General features: G+C 44.2%; 21 protein-coding genes and 1 riboswitch. Of the genes, 17 read left to right on the forward strand and 4 right to left on the reverse strand.

Annotation, left to right across the window (positions count from 1 at the left end; all coding sequences use genetic code 11):
- The first annotated feature begins 201 nt into the window (after positions 1–201).
- Positions 202–840, forward strand: coding sequence for a sugar O-acetyltransferase (locus DWW60_RS06310; RefSeq protein ID WP_022217198.1), 639 nt, complete (start codon positions 202–204; stop codon positions 838–840).
- 323 nt (positions 841–1163) lie between these two features.
- On the opposite strand, the gene DWW60_RS06315 is transcribed toward DWW60_RS06310, so the two are convergent.
- Complete coding sequence (locus tag DWW60_RS06315) at positions 1164–2120, reverse strand: SPFH domain-containing protein (RefSeq protein ID WP_022217199.1); 957 nt, start codon at positions 2118–2120, stop codon at positions 1164–1166.
- A gap of 53 nt (positions 2121–2173) precedes the next feature.
- A complete protein-coding gene (locus DWW60_RS06320; protein WP_015533182.1) occupies positions 2174–2620 on the reverse strand; it encodes an NfeD family protein in 447 nt (148 codons plus the stop codon).
- A 264-nt stretch (positions 2621–2884) separates the two neighbouring features.
- On the opposite strand from DWW60_RS06320, the gene DWW60_RS06325 reads away from it, so the two are divergent.
- The gene (locus tag DWW60_RS06325; protein WP_242857253.1) at positions 2885–4534 is read left to right on the forward strand and encodes an AI-2E family transporter; all 1650 of its coding nucleotides are present in this window, start codon (positions 2885–2887) and stop codon (positions 4532–4534) included.
- A 70-nt stretch (positions 4535–4604) separates the two neighbouring features.
- Here DWW60_RS06325 and DWW60_RS06330 read toward each other — a convergent pair whose 3' ends face one another.
- Positions 4605–4790, reverse strand: coding sequence for a DUF4250 domain-containing protein (locus DWW60_RS06330; protein ID WP_015533181.1), 186 nt, complete (start codon positions 4788–4790; stop codon positions 4605–4607).
- A gap of 169 nt (positions 4791–4959) precedes the next feature.
- On the opposite strand from DWW60_RS06330, the gene DWW60_RS06335 reads away from it, so the two are divergent.
- Positions 4960–6615, forward strand: a complete 1656-nt coding sequence (locus tag DWW60_RS06335; RefSeq protein WP_117874684.1) for a putative polysaccharide biosynthesis protein — start codon at positions 4960–4962, stop codon at positions 6613–6615.
- A 139-nt stretch (positions 6616–6754) separates the two neighbouring features.
- On the opposite strand, the gene DWW60_RS06340 is transcribed toward DWW60_RS06335, so the two are convergent.
- Positions 6755–7546, reverse strand: a complete 792-nt coding sequence (locus tag DWW60_RS06340; protein ID WP_117874686.1) for a transposase — start codon at positions 7544–7546, stop codon at positions 6755–6757.
- A 614-nt stretch (positions 7547–8160) separates the two neighbouring features.
- On the opposite strand from DWW60_RS06340, the gene DWW60_RS06345 reads away from it, so the two are divergent.
- The 14 genes from DWW60_RS06345 (at position 8161) to mraY (ending at position 22762) form a co-directional block, all read left to right on the forward strand.
- Entirely contained in the window at positions 8161–8802 is a 642-nt protein-coding gene (locus DWW60_RS06345; protein WP_117874688.1) for a chromate transporter, read from the forward strand.
- Positions 8802–9374 carry a chromate transporter gene (locus DWW60_RS06350; RefSeq protein WP_015533178.1) on the forward strand — a complete coding sequence of 191 codons (573 nt, stop codon included), beginning with the start codon at positions 8802–8804 and terminating at the stop codon, positions 9372–9374. The genes DWW60_RS06345 and DWW60_RS06350 overlap by 1 nt, the downstream gene beginning before the upstream one ends.
- 88 nt (positions 9375–9462) lie before the next feature.
- A complete protein-coding gene (locus tag DWW60_RS06355; RefSeq protein ID WP_022217204.1) occupies positions 9463–9897 on the forward strand; it encodes a hypothetical protein in 435 nt (144 codons plus the stop codon).
- Positions 9898–10100: 203 nt separating this feature from the next.
- Entirely contained in the window at positions 10101–10550 is a 450-nt protein-coding gene (locus DWW60_RS06360) for a MarR family winged helix-turn-helix transcriptional regulator (protein ID WP_015533176.1), read from the forward strand.
- Positions 10547–11896 carry an MATE family efflux transporter gene (locus DWW60_RS06365; RefSeq protein WP_015533175.1) on the forward strand — a complete coding sequence of 450 codons (1350 nt, stop codon included), beginning with the start codon at positions 10547–10549 and terminating at the stop codon, positions 11894–11896. The genes DWW60_RS06360 and DWW60_RS06365 overlap by 4 nt, the downstream gene beginning before the upstream one ends.
- Positions 11897–11985: 89 nt before the next feature.
- Positions 11986–12088, forward strand: a riboswitch (cyclic di-GMP riboswitch).
- A 29-nt stretch (positions 12089–12117) separates the two neighbouring features.
- Positions 12118–12555, forward strand: a complete 438-nt coding sequence (locus DWW60_RS06370; RefSeq protein ID WP_117874690.1) for a response regulator — start codon at positions 12118–12120, stop codon at positions 12553–12555.
- Between the two features lie 258 nt (positions 12556–12813).
- Entirely contained in the window at positions 12814–13911 is a 1098-nt protein-coding gene (gene ychF / locus DWW60_RS06375; RefSeq protein WP_055223899.1) for a redox-regulated ATPase YchF, read from the forward strand.
- A gap of 108 nt (positions 13912–14019) precedes the next feature.
- Positions 14020–15129 carry a prolipoprotein diacylglyceryl transferase gene (gene lgt / locus DWW60_RS06380; RefSeq protein ID WP_117874692.1) on the forward strand — a complete coding sequence of 370 codons (1110 nt, stop codon included), beginning with the start codon at positions 14020–14022 and terminating at the stop codon, positions 15127–15129.
- 319 nt (positions 15130–15448) lie between these two features.
- Positions 15449–15901 (forward strand): division/cell wall cluster transcriptional repressor MraZ, encoded by a 453-nt coding sequence (mraZ, locus tag DWW60_RS06385; RefSeq protein WP_015533171.1) that lies wholly within the window; start codon positions 15449–15451, stop codon positions 15899–15901.
- Positions 15902–15920: 19 nt separating this feature from the next.
- Positions 15921–16856, forward strand: coding sequence for a 16S rRNA (cytosine(1402)-N(4))-methyltransferase RsmH (gene rsmH / locus DWW60_RS06390; RefSeq protein WP_117874694.1), 936 nt, complete (start codon positions 15921–15923; stop codon positions 16854–16856).
- Positions 16857–16883: 27 nt separating this feature from the next.
- Positions 16884–17459, forward strand: a complete 576-nt coding sequence (locus DWW60_RS06395) for a hypothetical protein (RefSeq protein ID WP_015533169.1) — start codon at positions 16884–16886, stop codon at positions 17457–17459.
- Positions 17460–17496: 37 nt separating this feature from the next.
- Positions 17497–19797 carry a peptidoglycan D,D-transpeptidase FtsI family protein gene (locus tag DWW60_RS06400; RefSeq protein WP_117874696.1) on the forward strand — a complete coding sequence of 767 codons (2301 nt, stop codon included), beginning with the start codon at positions 17497–17499 and terminating at the stop codon, positions 19795–19797.
- A gap of 189 nt (positions 19798–19986) precedes the next feature.
- The gene (locus DWW60_RS06405; protein ID WP_117874789.1) at positions 19987–21732 is read left to right on the forward strand and encodes a peptidoglycan D,D-transpeptidase FtsI family protein; all 1746 of its coding nucleotides are present in this window, start codon (positions 19987–19989) and stop codon (positions 21730–21732) included.
- Between the two features lie 70 nt (positions 21733–21802).
- Positions 21803–22762 (forward strand): phospho-N-acetylmuramoyl-pentapeptide-transferase, encoded by a 960-nt coding sequence (gene mraY / locus DWW60_RS06410; RefSeq protein ID WP_022217211.1) that lies wholly within the window; start codon positions 21803–21805, stop codon positions 22760–22762.
- Positions 22763–22806 lie beyond the last annotated feature (44 nt).

Below are 22806 nucleotides of genomic sequence, written 5' to 3' on the forward strand. Positions count from 1 at the left end.
CCATGTATGTACATTTGAATATAATGTATATACGACGATATAACAGGCATCATCATGGGCGCTTTAGTGCGGCTTGGTGGTGCCTGTTGCTTTCATATAGCCAGTGTGATCATGATGTGATAATCCACGATGTCAAAAAGAAACGGATTTACAACATGGCGGGTTTATGAAGACAAAAATAAAATACAGGAGGTATTAACAATGGGAAAATCAGAGCTGGAAAAGATGCACACATGTGAGCTTTATCTTCCGGGCGATGAGGATATCGCCAGAGAGCAGATAAAGTGTCTGGACAGATTATATGACTTCAATATGACCAGACCAACAGAGATGGTCAAGCGTCAGCAGATGCTCAAGGAGATGTTTGAGGAGATAGGAGACAACTGCTATATAGAGCCACCACTCCATGCAAACTGGGGCGGCAAATTTGTTCACTGGGGCAGCAATATATATGCGAATTTCAACCTTACAATGGTGGATGACACACATATTTACGTTGGTGACTACACCATGTTTGGACCAAATGTAACTCTGGCAACAGCGGGACATCCAATAAATCCTGAGCTCAGAAAACAGGGCTATCAGTACAATGCACCTATAACTATAGGAAAGAACTGCTGGATAGGTGCGGGTGTAACAATACTTCCGGGAGTTACGATAGGCGATAACACCGTCATAGGAGCTGGAAGTATGGTCGCAACGGATATACCATCAAATGTAGTGGCTGTCGGAAACCCGTGTAAGGTTCTTCGAGAGGTAAATGAGCGTGACGCAAAGTACTATTTCAAAGATCACAGGATAGACTTCTTCCAGTATAACAATGTGAGCAAGAATGACTGATGAGGTATATTCAGTTGAGGATGGAGGGTACATATAGAAGGTGGAAGCTGCGAGGGCTCGCTGGCTCCAATGTCTATGGTGAACAGCTATATGATCGTATCGGTAGAAAAGGGCAGGACTGGAAAGGTGCAGATCGTATATCAGTTGAATGATGTTGAGTCAGGAGAGAATATCAAATCTGTGTGGATAGAACTTCCGCAGTGATCATGATGACAGAAAAATACAAATAGTAATTACAAAGACGTGCACGAAAGATTCTTCAAAAAGAACTTTCATGCACGTCTTTTAATAGCTGTCTTATTTATTTGTAATAGTCTGATATGTTACTGCTTTGATATGGCAGCAGCTTCAGTGCTCTTGGCAACCTCTACGATAGAAGAGGTGAGACCTGCGATTCCCTGTATCTCTGATGGGATGATGATCTTGGTAGCCTTGCCGTCTGCAGCCTTTGTAAATGCTTCCAGGCTCTTTAGAGTGATGACCTGATTTGTAGGCATTGACTCATTCAGTGCTCTGATACCATCTGCATTTGCCTGCTGTACAGCGAGGATAGCCTGTGCCTGACCTTCGGCTTCCTTGATAGTTGCTTCCTTCTTAGCCTCAGCACGGAGGATCTGAGAAGCCTTCTCAGCCTCGGCCTCAAGGATGACTGACTGCTTGTTACCTTCTGCGATGAGGATGGCTGACTTCTTCTCACCTTCAGCACGGAGGATCTGCTCACGTCTCTCACGCTCTGCCTTCATCTGCTTCTCCATGGCATCCTGAATAGCTGCAGGAGGGATGATGTTCTTGAGCTCTACTCTGTTGACCTTGATTCCCCAAGGATCAGTAGCCTCGTCAAGTGTTGCTCTCATCTTGGTGTTGATGGTCTCTCTTGATGTAAGTGTCTGGTCAAGCTCGAGATCACCGATGATGTTACGAAGTGTGGTAGCTGTCAGGTTCTCGATGGCCATGATAGGATTCTCAACTCCGTAGCTGAAAAGCTTAGGATCTGTGATCTGGAAGAATACGACTGTGTCGATCCTCATTGTTACGTTATCCTTTGTGATAACCGGCTGTGGAGCGAAGTCAACAACCTGCTCCTTGAGTGTAACCTTCTTGGCTACCTTATCGATAACAGGCATCTTCATGTGAAGTCCAACAGACCATGTTGCCTGATATGTTCCAAGTCTCTCAATTACATAAGCGTGTGCCTGTGGCACGATCTTGATCGTACTGCAAATAATAACGATTACGATCAGACATAAAATGATAATAAGTGAAATTCCTGCTCCGTCCATAATAATCTCCTTAATTAAAAATGTGTGTGTCTTAAGCTGATAAGCCCTTAGCTTTATATTGCCGGCTTTCCTGCCTTTTCTACGATTGCTTTGACTCCGGATATCTCGTCGATCACGACCTCGGTTCCGGTTTCAATGGTATCGCCATGTTTGGATCTTGCTGTCCACTCAACTCCGTTGATCAAGACCTGACCGGTGGACTTGAGATTGTCTATGTCAGCAGATACGATAACGTGTTTGCCGATAAGACTTTCTACGTTTGTCTTTACCAGTTGGTTGTCAAGATGCTTCTTGGCAATCGGTCTTGTCGTGAAGAAAAGAATAGTGGTGACAACAAGAAATGCAACGATCTGTAGTGGCAGCGATCCGCTGAAAAAAGCGATGATCATTGCCACCAGGGCTCCTCCACATGCCCAGATGGTTGTAAGCCCAAGCGATATGATCTCAGCAATGAGACATACGGCAAATATGATAAGCCAGGTTGCAATCTCCCAATTCATATAGAACACCTCCCTCGTTTAGGAAATCCTGGTATGCGATAGTTTTCGCATTTGCCCTTGGCTAGTTCTCATTTTACTAAAAAACAGTAGGGTAAACAACATAAATTTTCTGAACATACTATCCCCTAAAGTGCATTATATGCACGAATTATAAAATTTATGAGATTAAATGATAAATGTATGGTTAATTTTGCGTAAGCTGTATTGAACAGGTTTGGAAAAACTAATATAATAAACACATGCTAAAGAATGGGAGAGAAGAAGTTGGCTGTTAATAATAAGAAGAAAAGAATTCTCAACATAAGTCTGGCGGTCATAGGAATAATCGTTGTCGGACTCCTTTTTAATAAGATACTGGAGCAATGGTCGGGATTTCGTGCGATACTTGACAAGATATCGAGTGCATTTGCACCGATCATAGTGGGCGCAGTCATTGCGTTTCTCATGAACCCGATACTTGTTTTTTTCGACAGATTATTTCATACGATATTCCAGGAGAGAGTCATATCGGATAAGAAAAAATTGTTCAAGGTTTCGAGAACTTTGTCGGTTATTTTAACTACCATAGTGTTCCTTGGAATCATAACCGGAATAGTGTGGCTGGTGGTTCCTCAGCTCTACGACAGTATCAAGCAGCTTGTGGGCAACATGGATACCTATTATTCCAACCTTCAGACGATGGTGGAGAATATAAATGAGAAGTTCCAGAAGCTCAATATACCTGAGGATCAGATCAACAAGTATATGAACAATGCATATCTCAAGGTTCAGGATATGCTGAATACCAAGATCATGCCAAATGTGGACAAGATCGTGGTGAATATAGGAAGTGGAGTGTTCTCAGGTCTTAAGTTCCTATACAATTTCCTCATCGGTATTATCGCTTCGATATATGTGATGGCAAACAAGGAATATCTTGCATCTAGGGGAAAGAAGATCATATATGCGGTATTCAAGGTGAAGAATGCAAATACTATCCTTGACGGACTTTTAGAGATGAACAGGATATTTGGTCAGTTTATTAATGGTAAGATACTTGATTCAATTATCATTGGAATGATCATGTTCATAGTTTCAACGATACTCAATCTGCCATATGCGGTTCTGATAAGTGTTATCGTCGGAGTGACAAATGTCATACCGTTCTTCGGACCTATCATAGGAGCTGTGCCATGTTTCTTCATCGTGCTCATTGCAGATCCTATAAAGAGTCTTGTGCTGCTCATTGTTATACTTGTACTGCAGCAGTTTGATGGAAATATCCTCGGACCGAAGATCATCGGAGATACCACAGGACTTTCAAGCTTCTGGGTGCTCACAGCGGTCATAGTTGGCGGCGGTTTGTTCGGATTCTTTGGAATGCTTCTCGGAGTTCCTGTATTTGCCTGCTGTTACATGTACATCAACAGGACATGCACTGCAAAGCTGCAGGAGAAGAATCTTGCGTTCAAGACATCCGAGTATGAGAAGATTCGCAGGATAGATGAGGAGACGGGAGAGCCGATATATATAACTGAGGAAGAAGAGGATATAAGGTTCAAGAAGAAGACGCCGGAGCAGAAGCTTGCGGAGCGTGAGAACAAAAGGAAGCTCAAGCAGAAGCAGCATATGCTTCAGTACCCATCAGATCTTCCAGATGATGAATATGTGAAGTCTGGCACTGCGCATGCAGATGATCAGTCTCAGGATGACGATGATTCGGATGATGATCCTATCAGTATATTTGATAAATTCATGCATGTTATGAAGAGCGTGGCCAGCAGGGCTGACGCTGAAAAGCTTGCAAATAATATAGTAGGAAGTGATGCAGAGTCTGATAAGGAAGCTGACAGCAAAGATGACGCTGAAGAAGTTGGAAATGGTCAGGCAAAACCGGAGAGTGATAAAAAAATTTCCGGGAATCAGGATAAATAAAACATAATATCAGCACGGGGAAAGCAGATGCTGTCCCTGTCTGACAAAAGAGAAAAGAACAGATTTGCTTTTACACAAATCTGTTCTTTTCTGCATCATATGAATAGTCGATGGATGCGAGCTTACTCTTGATATCATCTGCATTTACACATAGTGAGCTGCAGAGCTCGTCAAGACTTGGATAGTCATCTCTGAGCTTCGTGTTGATGAAGCTGAGAAGCACCATAGGATCCTTTGGAAGTGAAGAGTATTCCATGGTTAAAGTTCCTCCTTGTGGTATATTTGGTCATAATATGCATCGTGTTTATAAATATTATGGTTGAATTAACTGCATAAAATTGGTATATATATAGTTTGTGATATATATCAAAGATACAAATTGAATTTTACAACAGTGATTTAGAAATGGCAATAAGGAGTTAGATATGAGTACAAATACCGGTACGGCAAAGAAAGGAAAGCTATCAGGAAGGGGAAGTAATCTGGCGCTTCAGGCAGGAATCCTGGCGGGAGCCGGAATCGTGTCGAGGATCATCGGCCTTCTGTACAGATCGCCTCTGTATCAGATACTTGGAGATGAGGGAAATGGATATTATGGTTCAGCGTATGCAATATACGCCATGGTCATAATGATCGCCACATACAGTATTCCTACAGCGGTGTCGAAGCTTGTTGCCGGTAAGATAGCTATGGGACAGTACAAGAGTGCCAGACGTATATACTACTGTACATTTATATATGTAGTCATAGCGGGTGCTGTGGCGGCACTGATCACGTACTTTGGAGCCGAATGGTTTGTAAGTGACCAGCCAAATGCAGTCTTAAGTCTTAAGATACTTGCCCCTACTATATTTATATCGGGCTTTCTTGCAATATTCCGAGGATATCTGCAGGCGTACAACACGATGGTGCCTACATCTATATCACAGATCATAGAGCAGCTTGCAAATGCAGTAGTCAGTATCGTCGCTGCGTATATGCTTGCAAAGCCATTTGCCGCTGGAACAACCGAGCATGCAAAGTATGGTTCTGCCGGAAGTGCCATGGGTACAGGTGCCGGAGTCCTTGGAGGATTGATATTCATACTGTTCGCTTATGCGAGAAGAAGAAAGGGTATCATGGAGTCTGTGAAGAACGATACAAGTCCAGACACCGAATCCTATGGAAAGTTATTCAGAATAATCATTGCCACAGTCACACCTATCGTGGTGGCAGCAGTGGTGTATAACGTGCTCACACCTATAGACATGAAGGTATTCTATGTGGTCATGAAGATGAAGGGCATGGATTCCCTGGAGATGGCAAAGCTGTATGGAATTTACTCAGGACAGTATACAGTTCTCACGAACCTTCCGCTTGCCATAGCAGCTTCAGTTGGAATCGCATATATTCCGGGAATATCCGGTGCGTATGCAAGAAATGACATGCAGAAAACCAATAAACTCCTGAATCAGGCGCTCAGCATGTCCATGCTGGTCACCATACCATGTGCGGTTGGAATGGGAGTCCTGGCTAAGCCTATAATACAGCTCCTGTTCTCAGGTGCGGATCCGATGGCAGCCAAATGTATGTATCTTGGATTCATATCCATAGTGTTCTTTGCACAGTCAACTGTAACCAACAGTGTGCTTCAGGCCATGGGTAAGGTGATGGCACCGGTTATCAATGCCACCCTTGCACTGGTGATACATGTGGTGGTTCTTGTTGTTATGCTGTACTGCACAGACTGGGCACTTTATGCACTGGTATTTGGTTCGATAGTGAACTCACTGCTCATATGTATATTCAACCAGCGTTCGCTCACAAAGTACAAGACCGGCAAGATGGACAACAGGCGAATATACGTTGCACCTACTATAGCATCTATCTTCATGGGTGTTGTTACGATCATTGTATATGAGTGCTGCAGGAAGCTTCTCGGCAACTGGGTGATCGCGATGTTTGTTGCAGTATTTGTGGCGATCATATTCTATGCGGTGGCTATACTCAAAGCCGGAGGATATACGGAGGAGGAACTTCTCAATATGCCTAAGGGAGGTCTTATTGTGAGGTTTGCGAAGAAGTTCAGACTGATAAAATAAAATGTTTGTAAAGTGGTGTAAAGTGGGGACGTTCCTTTTGTACTGACGAGTGTCCCCGTGTACCGACGAGTGTCCCCGTGTACTGACGAGTGTCCCCGTGTACTGACGAGCGTCCTCGTGTACTGATGAGTGTTTCCTGTCAAGGCTGAGGTTCGCTGTTGTGAGGAGTGCCTTCTGTTAAGGTTCGCTGGATAATTCCTTTAGATGTACCCGTGAGACGGTTCAGCTGTCTGATAGATATACCTTGTTCGTGCAGATGAACAAGGTATTTTTTCTGTTCTAAAAGAGGCAGTAATTGAAAATCGGTGATAGTAGGACACCCAGTTTCTTTTATAATTAACTCCTTTGCAACATCATCAGGGAGCCTTTTGGTCAGTTTATGAATGTCCAGGCAGTCAGCTCCTTCAGTTTCTCGGTGAAATGTAGTAAATGCATTTGAATCACCAATTAGATTGTTTATCAGTCCGATATCTACCAATGCCGAATTCCCTGATAGATAACTGTAGATACTGCTCCATGGGTAAGCCTCTCCAGGAAAAGCTTCTATGCCCGCTTTATACGGATTTTGGTGGATGTAGCGTACTACAGTGAGAAGGTATCGTTCATCGTTAACAGGTTCACTGTGATACCTGCCTTGCTGCAGGAAACCTGTTCGGTCATATTTCATATTAAACCACACCGCATAACGTGTGTTAATGCGGCGAAATACAGTTGCCAGTGGGGTGTTAGGGGTATGTATGAGAAGATGAACGTGATTGGACATCAGGCAATATGCGTAGATTTCAAATTGGCATTCTTTTTTGTAATAGCCCAGGATATCCAGGTATTTGGCATAATCATTATTTTCTTCAAACATTTGCTGTCTGTCTGCTCCGCGAATTACAACGTGATAAATGTTTGATTCAGATATAGCTCTTGGTTTTCTTGGCATAAAAGGACCTCCTCCAAAATGATAAAATGTGATGTGTACAGTGTGGAAAAAATAAATGTTAAAATGTGATTCATGAAAACACGGTAATCAAAAATATAGCCATCAAAAACCAACCACGATAAGACAAAAAGACATTTATAAAAAGGTAATTGTTGAAAAATTGAAATGACTATGGGTTTCGTATAACATGATTCATATAATATCATTCATATGAAAATGGATTTGATTAGATACGATAGCTTAACGATCGTTTAAGAAAATCAAAACATATAATATTATACTATATTTTGAAAAGAAGTAAAGCGATTTGTAGAAGTATATGATAGAATATATCAGGGACGTTCCTTTTGTATCGGAGAGTGTCCCCTGTCATGCGAAAGGTGAAAACTCGATATGGGGCAATAAAAGGAGTAAAGTTGACATCATTGTTTGAGAGAACCATACGTGCAATGTCTGCGACAGAAGATGATAAAAAAAGTATGATGCAGAAGATGGCAGATGTCAGTTGCAAAAATATTTAGACGAAAATTATTTAGACTTGATTAGGAATATATATCTAGTGTGGGACAGAGGGACGCTCCTCGTGACAAAAGGAACGTCCCCAAGGATTAATTATGGAAAAAGAAAAAAGAAAGGGTAGGACCCTTTTAAAGATATTCATAACAACATTATATCTGAGCGTCTTTACCTTCGGGGGTGGATACGTCATCGTTTCACTTATGAAGAAAAAGTTTGTGGATGAAAACCATTGGATAGAGCAGGACGAGATGCTGGATCTTGTGGCTATAGCCCAATCGTCGCCGGGACCTATCGCAGTAAATGGAGCGATAGCGGTTGGATACAAATTGTGCGGTATAGCAGGGGCACTGGTGGCTATAGTCGGAACGATCATTCCGCCATTTGTTATCATATCCATCATATCTTACTGTTACAGCGCGTTCAGGACCAACTGGGTGATCAGTGAGATGCTGGAGGGAATGCAGGCCGGTGTAGCTGCGGTCATTGCATCAGTGACATATGATATGGGAGCAGACATAGTAAAGCAGAAGGATGATCTGGGGATATTGTTCATGATAGCTGCATTTGTTGCATCCTACATATTGGAGATAAATGTCGTGTTCATAGTAATTGTCTGTGGACTTGTCGGCGTTTGCAGAGGACAGCTGGAGAAAAGAAGAGGGCATGGGCATAAAAAGACAGAGGATACCTCTGACGGAAATCCTGAAAAACATCCCGACAAAGGGGGGATGGAATAATGATCTATTTGCAGTTATTCCTAAGTTTCTTCCAGATAGGACTCTTCAGTTTCGGAGGAGGTTATGCCGCCATGCCGCTTATACAGGGACAGATAGTGAAGATACATGGGTGGATGACCATGTCAGAGTTCACGGATTTGATCACTATATCCCAGATGACTCCAGGCCCTATAGCGGTCAATTCGGCGACATTTGTGGGACTCCGGGTGGCTGGATATGTCGGCGCGGTGGTTGCCACACTCGGATGTATACTTCCTTCATGTATCATAGTCACAGTCATAGTAAGACTTTATCTGAAATACCGCAAACAGGACATCCTTCAGGAACTGCTCGGAGGAATAAGACCTGCGGTTGTGGCGATGATCGCGTCAGCGGGAGTTTCGATATTCGTGACGGCGGTCTGGTCTGGGATTGACATGATAAGTATCGCTGGAACTAAGTGGAATCTCGTGGTGATATTTGCGGTAAGTGTTGTTCTGCTTAGAAAATTCAAACTGAATCCTGTGTGGGTGATGCTGCTTTCCGGCGGGATGCAGGTGATCGTGGGGCTTGCTGGCAGATATCTGATCTGAGTAAAAGCATATTATAATTTTAATTAAATTGTAATGTGAAGAACTTTATTATAGTATGTAAAAAGTAGATGTGGTGGGGAGTTTGCATATGAAGAAGAAAATATTGATATGTCTGGTAGTACAACTCATATGCTGGAGCATTATGACGCTGTCTGATTACATGGAAGAAACATATAATGATAGTTATAATCTGGTCGTTGTATTTGCTGTACCCCTGATATGCGTAATTCTGTATATTATATTCAGAAAATGGATATACGATAATCAGATTGTGCGGCTGAAAGATGTCGCCATAATCTGTGCGGCGTGGATGATCAGTGGATTGATACTGGGATTCCTGATCGGTGCTCTGGTTATCAATGAAATGTGGATAGTGCCGCAGGCTACAGGAGGATGGGAGCATCTGCTGAATGGAATCGAATATATGATGTTTGCTATTACGCTTGCGGGAATACCATTTGTGGCGGTGGTATTGATCGAATCGGTTATAGGGATAGTAAAGGTAGTTAGTAAAAAGGATTGAATAATTAAATGCTTCATCTGTGAGAGAATCAGGTGGAGCATTTTTTTTGCATGGTGGTTAATGTATTAAACGGGCATATGAAGAGTTTGTATACCCCTTGACAAAAAGAAAAATATGAATATACTTACCAATGATAATTACCTAAAGTAATTATACGAAATAACAATAAAATAATATTTGATAAATTTACAGGAAGGAATGCTATGACAAAGGAAAAGATAAAACAGGTGATGGATGCCTGCTATCAAGCTAAGAGAGTCAGAGATATGATGCCAAAGCTGCCAAATGGAGTCACACCGACTCATATACATTATCTTGATGTGATAACGAGATTTGAGAGGTCTGAGACTGATGTAAAGGTCAGTGATATAAGTGATGAGCTGGGGCTCCCAAGACCGGGCGTGACAAAGACGATAAAGGATATGGAACGCTTGGGATTTGTGGAAAAGAAGGCTTCAGAGGCGGATGGACGTTTTGTGTATATCAGGAGCACTCAGGCTGGCAGAGATCTGGTTGGCAAATATGTTGATGAGTATTTCACAGGACTGGGGGAGTCTCTTACCGATATCACAGATGAAGATGCAGATATTATGATAGCGACCATTGAAAAAATTTATGATGTTATGAGCAAAAGGAGTCAAGACATAAGATGAGTGTACAGGATAAAACAGATTTTACACAAGGAAGTATAATTAGAAAAATGCTCCCATTCATGGGACCGATTCTTGGAGCACTGATACTTCAGGCTGCATATGGTGCGGTTGATCTGCTGGTGGTTGGAAGATTCGGTTCGACGGCGGGACTTTCAGCCGTATCTACAGGCAGCCAGGTGCTCAATCTGGTTACATTTGTGATAACAGCACTTGCTATGGGTGTCACAGTGCTTATTGCCAGATATATAGGCGAGAAGAACACGGATCAGATAGGAGAGCTTCTCGGAGGTGCCACGACCATATTTGCAATACTTGCGGTGGTGCTGGCAGTTGTCATGGTGACGTTTGCAAGACCTTTGTCAGTGTTGATGCAGGCACCGGCTGAGGCGGTCACTCTTACATCGTCGTATGTGAGGATATGCGGAGGCGGAATATTTTTCATTATGGCCTACAATGTGCTCACCGCGATATTCAGAGGTTTTGGAGACAGCAAATCACCTCTTATATTTGTGTTTGTGGCATGTATAGTAAATGTTGTCGGTGACCTTATACTGGTTGCGGGATGTCATCTGGATGCTGCGGGTGCAGCCATAGCAACAGTGGTTGCCCAGGCGGTCAGTGTTGTCCTTGCGCTTTTGCTGCTGAAGAAGAGAGAGCTTCCATTTAAGATATCAAGAAAAGATTTCAGATTAAACAGACAGTGCAGAAGATTGCTCTCAGTTGGGCTTCCGCTGGCGATGCAGGAATTTCTCACGCAGATGTCATTTCTAGCGCTGTGTGCATTTATCAACAGACTTGGCCTGGAGGCATCATCCGGATATGGAGTTGCCTGCAAGATAGTCAGCTTTGCCATGCTGGTACCAAGTTCGCTTATGCAGTCTATGGCTTCATTTGTATCGCAGAATGTCGGAGCTGGAAAAGAGGACAGAGCGAGAAAAGCGATGCTTACCGGTATGGGCATAGGACTATCTGTAGGCGTGGTGGTATTCATTGGTGTGTGGTTCTTTGGTGACAAAATGACATCAATTTTCACCACCGATGCGTCTGTTATCCAGAGGGGCTTCGAGTATCTGAGGGGATTTGCGCCTGAGACTATAGTCACGGCGGTGCTGTTCAGTATGATAGGATATTTCAATGGGCATGAGAAGTCGCTGTGGGTCATGATCCAGGGACTTATACAGACTCTGCTTGTGAGACTTCCACTGGCGTATTACATGAGTATCCAGCCGGATGCAAGCCTTACGAATATTGGACTTGCAGCACCTATAGCCACATGTGTCGGCATCGTGCTCAACGTCATATTCTACATCGTTATGTCAAAGAAGTGGAAAACGGAAAAGACCTGAAAATAATTAAATAAATGCTTGACAAATAAAACAAATGATTATAATACTTTAATCAGAAAATTGTAATCTATATGAAAAGAATTTGAAAAATAAATATTTAGTAAACCCGTTGAAAAGCGGTGACACAAAGCCATATGGGTCTAAGGTCTGAAAACAGAGAACTGTTTCGGACTATGACAGCCGGTTGCAGTATAATTTCCCTGTTGGAACTAGTATGTACAATGAGGAGTATAATTATATTTATTAAAAGGGACTGGAAGAATATCAGAAGATCTGATTATTCGGACAGGAGAGTCCTTCTTGTGGAGGACAATGATCTGAACAGAGAGATCGCATCGGAGATCATAGGAATGACGGGAGCCAGTGTGGAGATCGTTGAGAATGGCAGGGAGGCTGTGGAGAGGATAGAGAATGCCTCCGAGAACTGGTATGACATAGTGTTTATGGATGTTCAGATGCCGGTCATGAATGGGTATGAGGCCACCGCCGCTATAAGAGCACTGCCTGGAAGAAGAGGCCAGATTCCTATCATAGCCATGACCGCAAATGCATTTGCTGAGGATGTGCAGCTTGCAAAGAACACGGGGATGGATGAACACATAGCGAAACCGCTTGATTTTGAAAAATTGAACACAGTGATGGAGAAATATCTGAACTGATAAAATGTAGCAGCCAGCCGGGGGTTCACCCCCGGCTGGCTGTTGTAGTTTTGAAGGAGGCACTGGGTAAAAAATAGTTATGGGATTCCGATAATAATTATAAACATTGAAATTAAGCCACGGGTGTAGTACAATTACCGTGCTATTGGGGGCTTTTTGCACCCTGAAAACAGATGGTACACTAAATGGTACACCATATAATCGGCAAAGTCAGAATATCAAGCAAAATCAAGGCTTTAAGAAAGGAAAATAGAAAAAATGAAATTAGGTATCGTAGGACTCCCAAACGTGGGAAAAAGTACACTTTTCAATTCACTTACAAAGGCAGGCGCGGAATCAGCTAACTATCCGTTCTGTACAATAGATCCAAACGTAGGAATCGTTGCAGTGCCGGATGAGAGACTGGACAAGCTCACAGAGATGTACAACTCAGCCAAGACAACACCTGCTGTTATAGAATTTGTAGATATAGCGGGCCTTGTAAAGGGTGCGTCAAAGGGTGAAGGACTTGGAAACCAGTTCCTTGCAAATATCAGAGAGGTTGATGCCATCGTTCATGTTGTAAGATGCTTTGAGGATACAAATGTCATCCACGTTGACGGTTCCGTAGACCCGATCAGAGATATAGAGACCATCAATCTGGAGCTGATCTTCTCAGATATAGAAGTGCTCGACAGAAGGATCGCCAAGACCATCAGAGGTGCAAGAAATGACAAGATGCTTGCGAAGGAGCTTGACTTCCAGCAGAGGATCAAGGCTCACCTTGAGGATGGCAAGCTTGCCAAGACCATAGAGGTTGCAGATGAGGACGAGCAGGCGTGGATAGAGGAATATAACCTTCTCACATGGAAGCCTGTAATATTTGCCGCAAATGTAGGCGAGGAAGACATTGCGGACGATGGCGCTTCAAATGAGAATGTACAGAAGGTAAAGGAATACGCAAAGGACTTTGATGCAGAGGTATTTGTAGTATGTGCACAGATAGAGCAGGAGCTGGCAGAGCTTGACGATGAGGAGAAGAAGATGTTCCTCGAGGATCTTGGAGTTAAGGAGTCAGGCCTTGACAAGCTTATCAAGGCAAGCTACTCACTTCTCGGTCTTATCAGTTATCTGACAGCCGGAGAGACAGAGTCAAGGGCATGGACCATCAAGAAGGGTACAAAGGCACCCGGGGCAGCCGGCAAGATTCACTCAGACTTTGAGAGAGGATTTATCAAGGCGGAGGTTGTCAGCTACAAGGACCTCATGGACTGCGGAAGCATGCTTGCTGCCAAGGAGAAGGGCCTTGTAAGACAGGAAGGCAAGGAGTACGTTGTTGAGGACGGAGATGTGATTCTCTTTAAGTTTAATGTATAGAAATTTACGTGGTAAATTTCGTTGAATGATGTATTAGAAAAGTGGCAGCTGCCTTTCTGCAATATGGAGAGTTGGCTGCTACAAGTATATTTTATAAGGTGGAATAATATGGCTCAGATAGCTGAATATTTTAGAAGTATATTTTTCCCGAATCTGGGAATAACACTCAGAAATGTGGGAGACCACATAAGTATAGGAAATTTTGAGATAAGGTTCTACGGGATCATCATCATGATAGGATTCCTGCTGGCATATGTACTTGTCACCAACGAGGCAAAGAGAACAAAACAGAATCCTGAAATGTATCTGGATTTCATACTTATACTTATCATCCCGGCCATACTTGGAGCAAGACTCTACTATATCCTGTTCAGACTTGACCAGTATATAGTGCAGGGCGATGTGGGAGCTACACTCAAAGCCATGCTGAATATCAGAGGCGGCGGACTTGCCATATATGGTGGAATCATAGCGGGAGTCATCACGGCGGTAATATTCTGCAAGGTGAGAAAAGTCAGCTTTGTACTCATGGCGGATACAGCCACTTTTGGAATACTGATCGGACAGATACTTGGAAGATTTGGAAACTTCTTCAACAGAGAAGCATTTGGCGCATATACGAACAGTAAGATGGCCATGGCGATTCCGCTTGATTACTACAGATCTGATGGCAATCTTGACTATCTGGAGAGAACCGGGGTCATCACACAGAAGATGCTGGACAATGTGGTGAATATAGACGGCATGGATTGCATAACGGTCCATCCGACATTCCTGTATGAGTCCTTATGGAATCTTATGCTGCTTGTGTTCTTATTTATATATAGAAAGCACAAGAAATTCAAAGGAGAGTTCGCTCTTATATATGTGGGAGGATACGGACTCGGAAGATTTATCGTCGAAGGTCTCAGAAGTGATTCCCTGATGATCGGCAATACAGGGATCAAGGTATCCCAGGCGCTTGCACTTGTATGCTTTGTAACTGCCGTGGTACTGCTTGTCATAAATTATGTAAGATGTGCCAAGCGTGGCTGGCCTGCTGCAGTGATGGGAGACGCCGCTGGCACAGAAGTGAAGATTAGTGGCGAATGTGATCCTGCGGATACAGAAGTGGAGACCAGTGGTGAAGCAGACGCTGCCGGTACAGAAGTGGAGACCAGTGGTGGATCAGATGACGCTGGAGAAAAAAAGAAAGATGACAAAGATGCCACAAAATAGCATTTCAGCGCAGAAAAAAGTGGCAATAAAAATAATATAACAGGGAGACAATACAGATAAATACCCACAAGGTGGAGATATCCCCCACGAAATGGGAAAAAACTGGGATTTGTCTCCACCATAAAAAGCCTGTAGGTTTGACAGTGAAAACTGTTAGATCTACAGGCTTTTTTGCGTATTTGCACACACTTTTTTCATATAACAGGGTTGCAATTTGGGGGGCTATAGTATAGAATAGTGGTTACAAGTGGCATTACTGTGCAACTAAGTGGTGGGAAGTGGTGATTGAACCGGAGTTATACGAAAGGAGGAGATCGGGATGTCCAGATGCTTATCAGGTGAATATGAACATAAGCTTGATGCAAAAGGAAGACTGATCATGCCATTAAAACTTCGTTCGGAACTCGGGGAGTCATTCATGGTAACCAAAGGAATCGACTGCTGTCTCTATGTATATGGAATGACAGAGTGGGAGGAGTTCGTTGAGAAGCTGAACAAGCTTCCTATGACCAACAGAACGGCCAGAGCCTTCAAGAGAGGTTTCCTTGCCGGAGCGGTCAAGTGTGAGCCGGATGCACAGGGAAGAATACTTCTATCTCCGAAGCAGAGAGAATATGCACATATAGACAAGGATGTGTATGTCATCGGTAACGGTGAGAAAGCGGAGATCTGGAGCAAGGAAGAGTGGGATGGCCCTGAGAACATGAGTGATAATCAGGCCAGCATGGACGAGCTTGCAGATGAGCTTGATGCACTTGATTTTAGTTTTTAGAAGAGAATGGTAATTGATTATGGAATTTGCGCACAAGTCGGTCTTGCTTGAGGAGACCATCGACAACCTGAATATCAAGCCGGATGGCATCTATGTGGATGGCACATTAGGGGGAGCCGGACACTCAGAGCAGATTGTGAAGAGGCTTGGTGAGGGCGGCAGGCTTATAGGTATCGACCAGGATGAGGATGCCATAGCTGCAGCGTCGAAGAGACTTGAGTCGTATGGGGATAAGGTGACCATAGTCAGGGATAATTACCAGAATTTCAGAAGAATATTGGATGAACTGAACATACAGAAGGTGGACGGGATACTCCTTGATCTGGGAGTGTCTTCATATCAACTCGATAATGCGGATAGAGGATTCACATATCGGGTTGATGTTCCACTGGATATGAGGATGGACAACAGGCAGACAAAGACTGCAAAGGATATAGTCAATGATTATTCCGAGGCTGAGCTGTTCCGTATACTTAAGGATTACGGAGAGGAGAGATATGCAAAGAGTATTGCATACCACATTTGCAAGTACCGTGAGAACAAGGTGATAGAGACCACCGAAGAGCTCAACGATATAATCCGTGGCTCCATACCGGCAAAGGCAAGGAATGGACAGGGACATCCGTCCAAGCAGACATTTCAGGCGATCAGGATAGAGCTTAACAGAGAGCTTGATGTGCTCAGGGATTCAATAGACGGCATGATAGCAAGCCTGAATCCGGGAGGAAGATTGTGTATCATCACATTTCATTCCCTTGAGGACCGGATAGTGAAGCTAGCATTCAGGAAAAATGAAAATCCATGCATTTGTCCACCGAACTTTCCGGTGTGCACATGCGGAAGAAAGCCTCTCGGCAAGGTGATAACGAGGAAACCGATCATACCGGGAGAAAGGGAGCTTGAGGAGAATTCCAGATCAAAGAGCTCAAAGCTCAGAGTGTTTGAGGCAATTTGACAGATATAAATGAAAGAGGCGATATAGATGGCAGATAGAAGATACTACACAGAGGGTAGTTCTGCAAGACAACTGAATTATGATGACCGGGCTGGACGTAACAGATCCCGCGAAGCTGTAGTCAGAGGCTCAGCCGCTCCGGCGAGAAGACCACAGCCTTCAGTGAGACCTGAGAGAGCTCCACAGCCGGCGCGAAGAAAGAAACAGGGATCATCTCATCTGACTGACAGAGAGAGACGAGAGCTTGCAGCCAGAAAGGCACAGAGAAAGGCAGTTACAAATGCACAAATAAGATATACGGCGGGCATGGTTGCTGCGATAATCGTTGCGGTGGCGCTGTGCTGTTATCTTCTGAAACTTACATCAGATGTCAAGTCACAGAAGGAGTCAGTGGCAACGCTGAAGAGCCAGGTGGCAACACAGCTTGACGAGAATGCAAGCTACAGCGCAGGACTTGATTCCATGACAGATCTGGATGAGATATATAATATTGCAACTACTAAGCTCGGCATGGTATACTCACAGCCGGGACAAACATTATACTATTCACAGAATAATGATGATTACGTAGTACAGTACAAGGATGTCCCTAAGGCCAAGTAGTCTTAGGGATATTTAATTTTTAAGGTGGAAAGATAAAATGTCAAAGAGATCAAAGCTATTTTTAAAAGGAATGAGAAGAAAGACCAAGATCGCATATTTGCTGGTGGTGGGAGTTCTGGTTGCACTCACCATAAGAGTTGTGTACATCAACGTGGCAAATGGAAAGGAGTATTCGGAGGCGGTGGTTCTGCAGATGGACTACAATTCCACGGATATTCCGTATGAGAGAGGCGAGATACTGGACAGAAATGGAAATGTCCTTGCAAACAGTGAGAAGACCTACAGCCTGATACTTGAGCCTGTGAATATTCTGATCACGGAGAAGGGAAAGGCGGCAACAAGAGCTGCGGTGCTGGAGTATTTCGATGTGTCAGGAGACGATTTTGACAAGCACATTGCAAATGAGGATTCTTATTATGAGGTAGTCCTCAAGGATCTTCCATATACAAAGGTTAAGGCATTTGAGGATTACTGTAAGACCGATGAGGGCGCAGATGTCATAGGAGTGAGATTCGAGACGGTGTATAAGAGAAATTACCCAAATGGATCTCTGGCGTGTCACCTGCTCGGATACACCGCCAGCGGAAATGTTGGACAGGGTGGTATTGAGGGCTATTATAATGACTACTTAAACGGTGTGGATGGCAAGACTTACAGATATATGTCGGGCTCAGGCGGCGTTGACTCGGAGACTGTGGCAGCCCAGAATGGTGAGACAGTAGTATCCACCATAGATATGAATATACAGAAGATTATAGAGGACAACATCACTGAGTATATGCAGAATACAGGTGCTAAGCAGATAGGTATCATAGCAATGGATCCAAACAATGGCGAGATACTTGGAATGGCAAGCTCACGTACCTACGATCCAAATGACCCGATGAACACACAGGCGCTCAGGAACATGACAGTCACCGTCACCCAGGAGGTTGAGATCGAGGGTGCAGATGAGAATGCGGACAGCCTGATAAGCGTTGAGAGTGCAAAGAAAAATACAACAGCAACAACGGAGAGCAGTGAGGATGGCACTACCACAGAATCATCCACAGAAGCGACCACCGAACAGAAGAAGAATGTAAAGACTGAGGAAGTGGAATACGATTTCTCAAAGATGTCGGATGAAGAGTTCCATAGCACGATAGATGGATTTACATCAGACCAGTTATATGAGGCACTCAACTATGTATGGCAGAATTACTGTATAAGTGATGTGTTTGAGCCTGGTTCAACTTACAAGGCTTTTACCGTAGCAGGAGCAATGGAGGATGGCGTCATATCAGATGGAGATGAATTTCTCTGCGATGGATCACAGGTAGTTGTAGAAGGCGAGAGTCCTATCTATTGTAGTTACAGAGCCGGACACGGAATGGTCGATGTCAAAAGAGCGCTGGCTGTATCATGTAACGATGCACTGATGCAGATCGCTGCTGCTGAGGGACCGGAGATATTTGACAAATATCAGGTCATATTCAATATAGGTTCCAAGACGGGAATAGACCTTGACGGTGAGACAACCGGTATAAAGTATGATGTGGAGAATCTGAATCCTACAGAGCTTGCGACATCATCATTTGGACAGGGTGTTACTACTTCTATGATACAGATGGCGGCGGGATTCTGCTCAGTCATAAACGGCGGAAATTATTATGTGCCACATGTTGTCAAGAGACTTCTGGATTCAGACGGAAATGTGGTTGAGAATATGGATCCGGTGCTTGTCAGAAAGACCATATCCAAGGAAGTGTCGGATTACATGAAGACATACCTCCAGGCGGTTGTTGAGGAAGGTACAGGATATGCGGCTGGAATAGAGGGCTACACCATCGGTGGTAAGACAGGTACAGCCGAGAAGCTTCCTCGAGGAAATGGAAAATACGTACTGTCATTCATAGGATTTACCCCTGTTGAGAATCCTCAGATAATGCTTTACGTTGTAGTTGATGAGCCTCATGTTGAGGATCAGTCAGGATCAGGAGCAGGAGCAAAGCTGTTCAATCAGGTTATGCAGGATCTCCTTCCATACCTGAATGTATACTCAACAAACGGAGATGATGTGGCTTATGACGGAACGGAGGAGCCGCTCTCATCAGCATTTGACACGGATACAGAGACTGCAGATACAGAGGCGGCAACAGAGGATGCGGCTGCTGAGGACACATCAGCGGAAGATACATCAGCGGAAGATACATCGACCGACGACACATCGGCGGATGACACGTCGTATGACGATACGGCAGACGACAGTTATACGGCGGACGATACATGGGAGGATGACAGCGGAACAGGCGACGGCACGGATACGTGGAGCGGTGACGAGGACTATTCCGGCGAATGATAATTTACATAGTAAACCAAAGCATCGAAGGTGCAGATACACCTCCGGTGCTTTTTTAATGCAGAGATAGATTTGTACACGAATAGGCGAATACATGAGGCATCCGGCTAATATGATAATAAAAAAGTCCGGGATCAAGAGTTGAAGGTATACAGTTATAACAGGCGGAGGATAAAGTTTGTGTTCGTTATGGCGGCCCTAGCGTTGGGAGTTATAGTTGGCCGTCTTGCATACATAATGCTCTACAGGGGAGAATATTATACTGAGAAAGCAGATTCCCTGCATGAGAGGGAGAGAAGCATAAAAGCTCCCAGGGGAAGGGTATACGACAGAAATGGCAATATCATAGCGGACAACAAGGCGGTGTGTTCAATATCCGTGATACACAGCCAGATAGAGGATGAGGCGGAGGTCACAGAGCTTCTTACAAGATATCTGGATAAGGATCCGGCAGACATCAGGAAGAAGGTGGAGAAGGTATCCTCAAGGGAGCTCATAGCGTCAAATGTAGACAAGGAGACCGGAAAAAAGATCAAGGCGGCTGCTGTTCCGGGGATCAAGGTGGACGAGGATTACAAGCGCAGCTATCCATATGATACCCTTGCATCGAAGGTTATAGGCTTCACCGGTGCTGACAATCAGGGAATACTGGGCCTTGAGGTGACATATGACAGTGTGCTCACAGGGACAAATGGAAGCATAAATGCGGTCACGGATGCAAGGGGAATAGAGCTTGCGGAATATTCAGAAACCAGGACAGAGCCCATTCCCGGAAATGATCTCGTGACAACACTGGATCTCAATATACAGAGATATGTGACACAGGCTGCAGAGAAAGTCCTGATCGAGAAAAAAGCAAACAGGGTGTGTGCAATAACAATCAATCCCCAAAATGGCGAGATATATGCCATGGTGGATGTGCCGGAATACAACCTGAACGAACCGTTCAAACTGGTTAAGCCAGAGAACGATGGAGAGACAGACACAGAGGAAGATGCAGAGAGGAATAACAGCGCATCCGGGACATCCATGTTGCTGCCTACAGCCGGCAATATGGATGAGCTGAACAATATGTGGAGAAATTATCTGATAAGCGACACATATGAGCCGGGATCAACCGCCAAGATAATAACACTGACGGCAGCACTCGAGAAGGGAGCGGTCGACAGCAGCTCAAACTTTTTCTGCCCGGGATATAAGATAGTTGAGGACAGAAGGATAAGGTGTAGCAAGACCACGGGCCATGGAAGCCAGAGCCTTAAGGAGGCGCTCATGAATTCCTGCAATCCGGCGTTTATGGAGATAGGAGAGAGAACAGGTGTGGATGGCATGTACGAGTATTATCACAAGCTGGGATTGTTCAGTCAGAGCGGAATAGACCTTCCCGGAGAGGCAAACTCCATCATGCATAAGAAGGAAAATGTCGGGCCGGTAGAGCTTGCCACCATGTCGTTTGGACAGTCATTCCAGGTGACTCCGATACAGTTCATATCTGCAGTGTGCACGGTTGTGAATGGAGGGCATACGGTAACTCCACATTTGGGAAAAAGGATAATAGACAGCAGTAAAGAAACTATTACAGCCATTGAATTTGACGAGCAGAGACAGGTTATAGATGAGGAGACATCACAGAAGATGCGGGAGATGCTTGAGGCAGTCGTTGCCGAGGGCGGCGGATCAAAGTGTGCCATAGAGGGCTGCAGGATAGGCGGAAAGACCGCCACGAGTGAGAAACTTCCCAGAGGAACAGGCAGATACATATCTTCTTTTATAGGATTTGCGCCGGCGGATGATCCTCAAGTCCTGACGGTCGTGCTAATAGATGAGCCCGAGGGCACATATTATGGAGGAACCATAGCGGCCCCTGTTGTGAGAGATATTTTTTTGAATATTCTTCCCTATTTGGGAATTGACAAAGCCACAAATGAGTATTAAATTTATCTCAGTCTGAAAACAGTTTAAGAAATACATAGTCCGCGGTGTGCGGGCAGGTAAGGAGTACAAAATGAATTTAGATTTAAAGATTGTTTTACCGGTAGTGATAGCATTCTGTATCAGCGTGGTGCTGTGCCCTATAGTTATACCGTTCCTGAAGAAGCTCAAGTTCGGTCAGTTTGTCAGGGATGACGGCCCACAGGCACATTTGAAGAAGGCCGGAACACCAACCATGGGTGGACTTATAATCCTTCTGTCACTTACGATCACGACGCTTATCTATATGAAGAAATATCCGGATGTCCTTCCGGTGCTTTTTGTGACACTTGGATTTGGACTTATCGGATTTATCGATGATTACATCAAAGTTGTTATGAAGAGATCAATGGGACTTCACGCATGGCAGAAGATGCTCGGACAGATTGTCGTTACGGGAGTATTTGCATATTATGTAGAGAAGTATTCAGATATCAACAATGAGCTTATAATACCATTCCTTGGCAAGACGGTTCAGCTCAACAGCACACTCTATGTGATACTGTTGTTCTTCATCGTGCTTGGAACAGTTAATGGTGCGAACTTCACAGATGGACTTGACGGACTTGCGTCATCAGTCACGGTTCTCATAGCCACATTCTTTGCGGTTGTAGCAGTGGGAACAGACTCAGGTGTTGCTCCGGTTGCCTGCGCAGCGGTTGGATGTCTTCTTGGCTTCCTTGTGTACAATGTGTACCCTGCAAAGGTATTCATGGGAGACACAGGTTCTCTGGCACTCGGTGGATTTGTTGCATCAACAGCGTATATGCTCAAGATGCCTATATTCATAGTTATAATAGCTTTCATATACTTCATTGAAGTATTATCAGTTATAATACAGGTTGTTTCATTCAAGCTTACAGGCAAGAGAGTGTTCAGAATGGCACCTATACATCATCATTTTGAGCTCGGGGGATGGCCTGAGTCAAAGGTCGTTGCTATATTTTCTATAGTGACTGCAGTCCTCTGTGTGGTAGGTTTACTGGCTCTGTAATGTAGAAAGGAGAAAATGGTGCAGTGGTGCACCATGGTGAAATG

Source organism: Coprococcus sp. AF16-22 (assembly GCF_003461545.1).
GTDB lineage: Bacteria > Bacillota > Clostridia > Lachnospirales > Lachnospiraceae > Coprococcus > Coprococcus aceti.

What these genes read in the sequence shown, in the direction of transcription:
- DWW60_RS06310 (WP_022217198.1), top strand. Translation starts at nt 202, where the DNA reads ATGGGAAAATCAGAGCTGGAAAAGATGCACACATGTGAGCTTTATCTT.
- DWW60_RS06315 (WP_022217199.1), bottom strand. Translation starts at nt 2,120, where the DNA reads ATGGACGGAGCAGGAATTTCACTTATTATCATTTTATGTCTGATCGTA.
- DWW60_RS06320 (WP_015533182.1), bottom strand. Translation starts at nt 2,620, where the DNA reads ATGAATTGGGAGATTGCAACCTGGCTTATCATATTTGCCGTATGTCTC.
- DWW60_RS06330 (WP_015533181.1), bottom strand. Translation starts at nt 4,790, where the DNA reads ATGGAATACTCTTCACTTCCAAAGGATCCTATGGTGCTTCTCAGCTTC.
- DWW60_RS06335 (WP_117874684.1), top strand. Translation starts at nt 4,960, where the DNA reads ATGAGTACAAATACCGGTACGGCAAAGAAAGGAAAGCTATCAGGAAGG.
- DWW60_RS06340 (WP_117874686.1), bottom strand. Translation starts at nt 7,546, where the DNA reads ATGCCAAGAAAACCAAGAGCTATATCTGAATCAAACATTTATCACGTT.
- DWW60_RS06345 (WP_117874688.1), top strand. Translation starts at nt 8,161, where the DNA reads ATGGAAAAAGAAAAAAGAAAGGGTAGGACCCTTTTAAAGATATTCATA.
- DWW60_RS06350 (WP_015533178.1), top strand. Translation starts at nt 8,802, where the DNA reads ATGATCTATTTGCAGTTATTCCTAAGTTTCTTCCAGATAGGACTCTTC.
- DWW60_RS06355 (WP_022217204.1), top strand. Translation starts at nt 9,463, where the DNA reads ATGAAGAAGAAAATATTGATATGTCTGGTAGTACAACTCATATGCTGG.
- DWW60_RS06360 (WP_015533176.1), top strand. Translation starts at nt 10,101, where the DNA reads ATGACAAAGGAAAAGATAAAACAGGTGATGGATGCCTGCTATCAAGCT.
- DWW60_RS06365 (WP_015533175.1), top strand. Translation starts at nt 10,547, where the DNA reads ATGAGTGTACAGGATAAAACAGATTTTACACAAGGAAGTATAATTAGA.
- DWW60_RS06370 (WP_117874690.1), top strand. Translation starts at nt 12,118, where the DNA reads ATGAGGAGTATAATTATATTTATTAAAAGGGACTGGAAGAATATCAGA.
- ychF (WP_055223899.1), top strand. Translation starts at nt 12,814, where the DNA reads ATGAAATTAGGTATCGTAGGACTCCCAAACGTGGGAAAAAGTACACTT.
- lgt (WP_117874692.1), top strand. Translation starts at nt 14,020, where the DNA reads ATGGCTCAGATAGCTGAATATTTTAGAAGTATATTTTTCCCGAATCTG.
- mraZ (WP_015533171.1), top strand. Translation starts at nt 15,449, where the DNA reads ATGTCCAGATGCTTATCAGGTGAATATGAACATAAGCTTGATGCAAAA.
- rsmH (WP_117874694.1), top strand. Translation starts at nt 15,921, where the DNA reads ATGGAATTTGCGCACAAGTCGGTCTTGCTTGAGGAGACCATCGACAAC.
- DWW60_RS06395 (WP_015533169.1), top strand. Translation starts at nt 16,884, where the DNA reads ATGGCAGATAGAAGATACTACACAGAGGGTAGTTCTGCAAGACAACTG.
- DWW60_RS06400 (WP_117874696.1), top strand. Translation starts at nt 17,497, where the DNA reads ATGTCAAAGAGATCAAAGCTATTTTTAAAAGGAATGAGAAGAAAGACC.
- DWW60_RS06405 (WP_117874789.1), top strand. Translation starts at nt 19,987, where the DNA reads ATGGCGGCCCTAGCGTTGGGAGTTATAGTTGGCCGTCTTGCATACATA.
- mraY (WP_022217211.1), top strand. Translation starts at nt 21,803, where the DNA reads ATGAATTTAGATTTAAAGATTGTTTTACCGGTAGTGATAGCATTCTGT.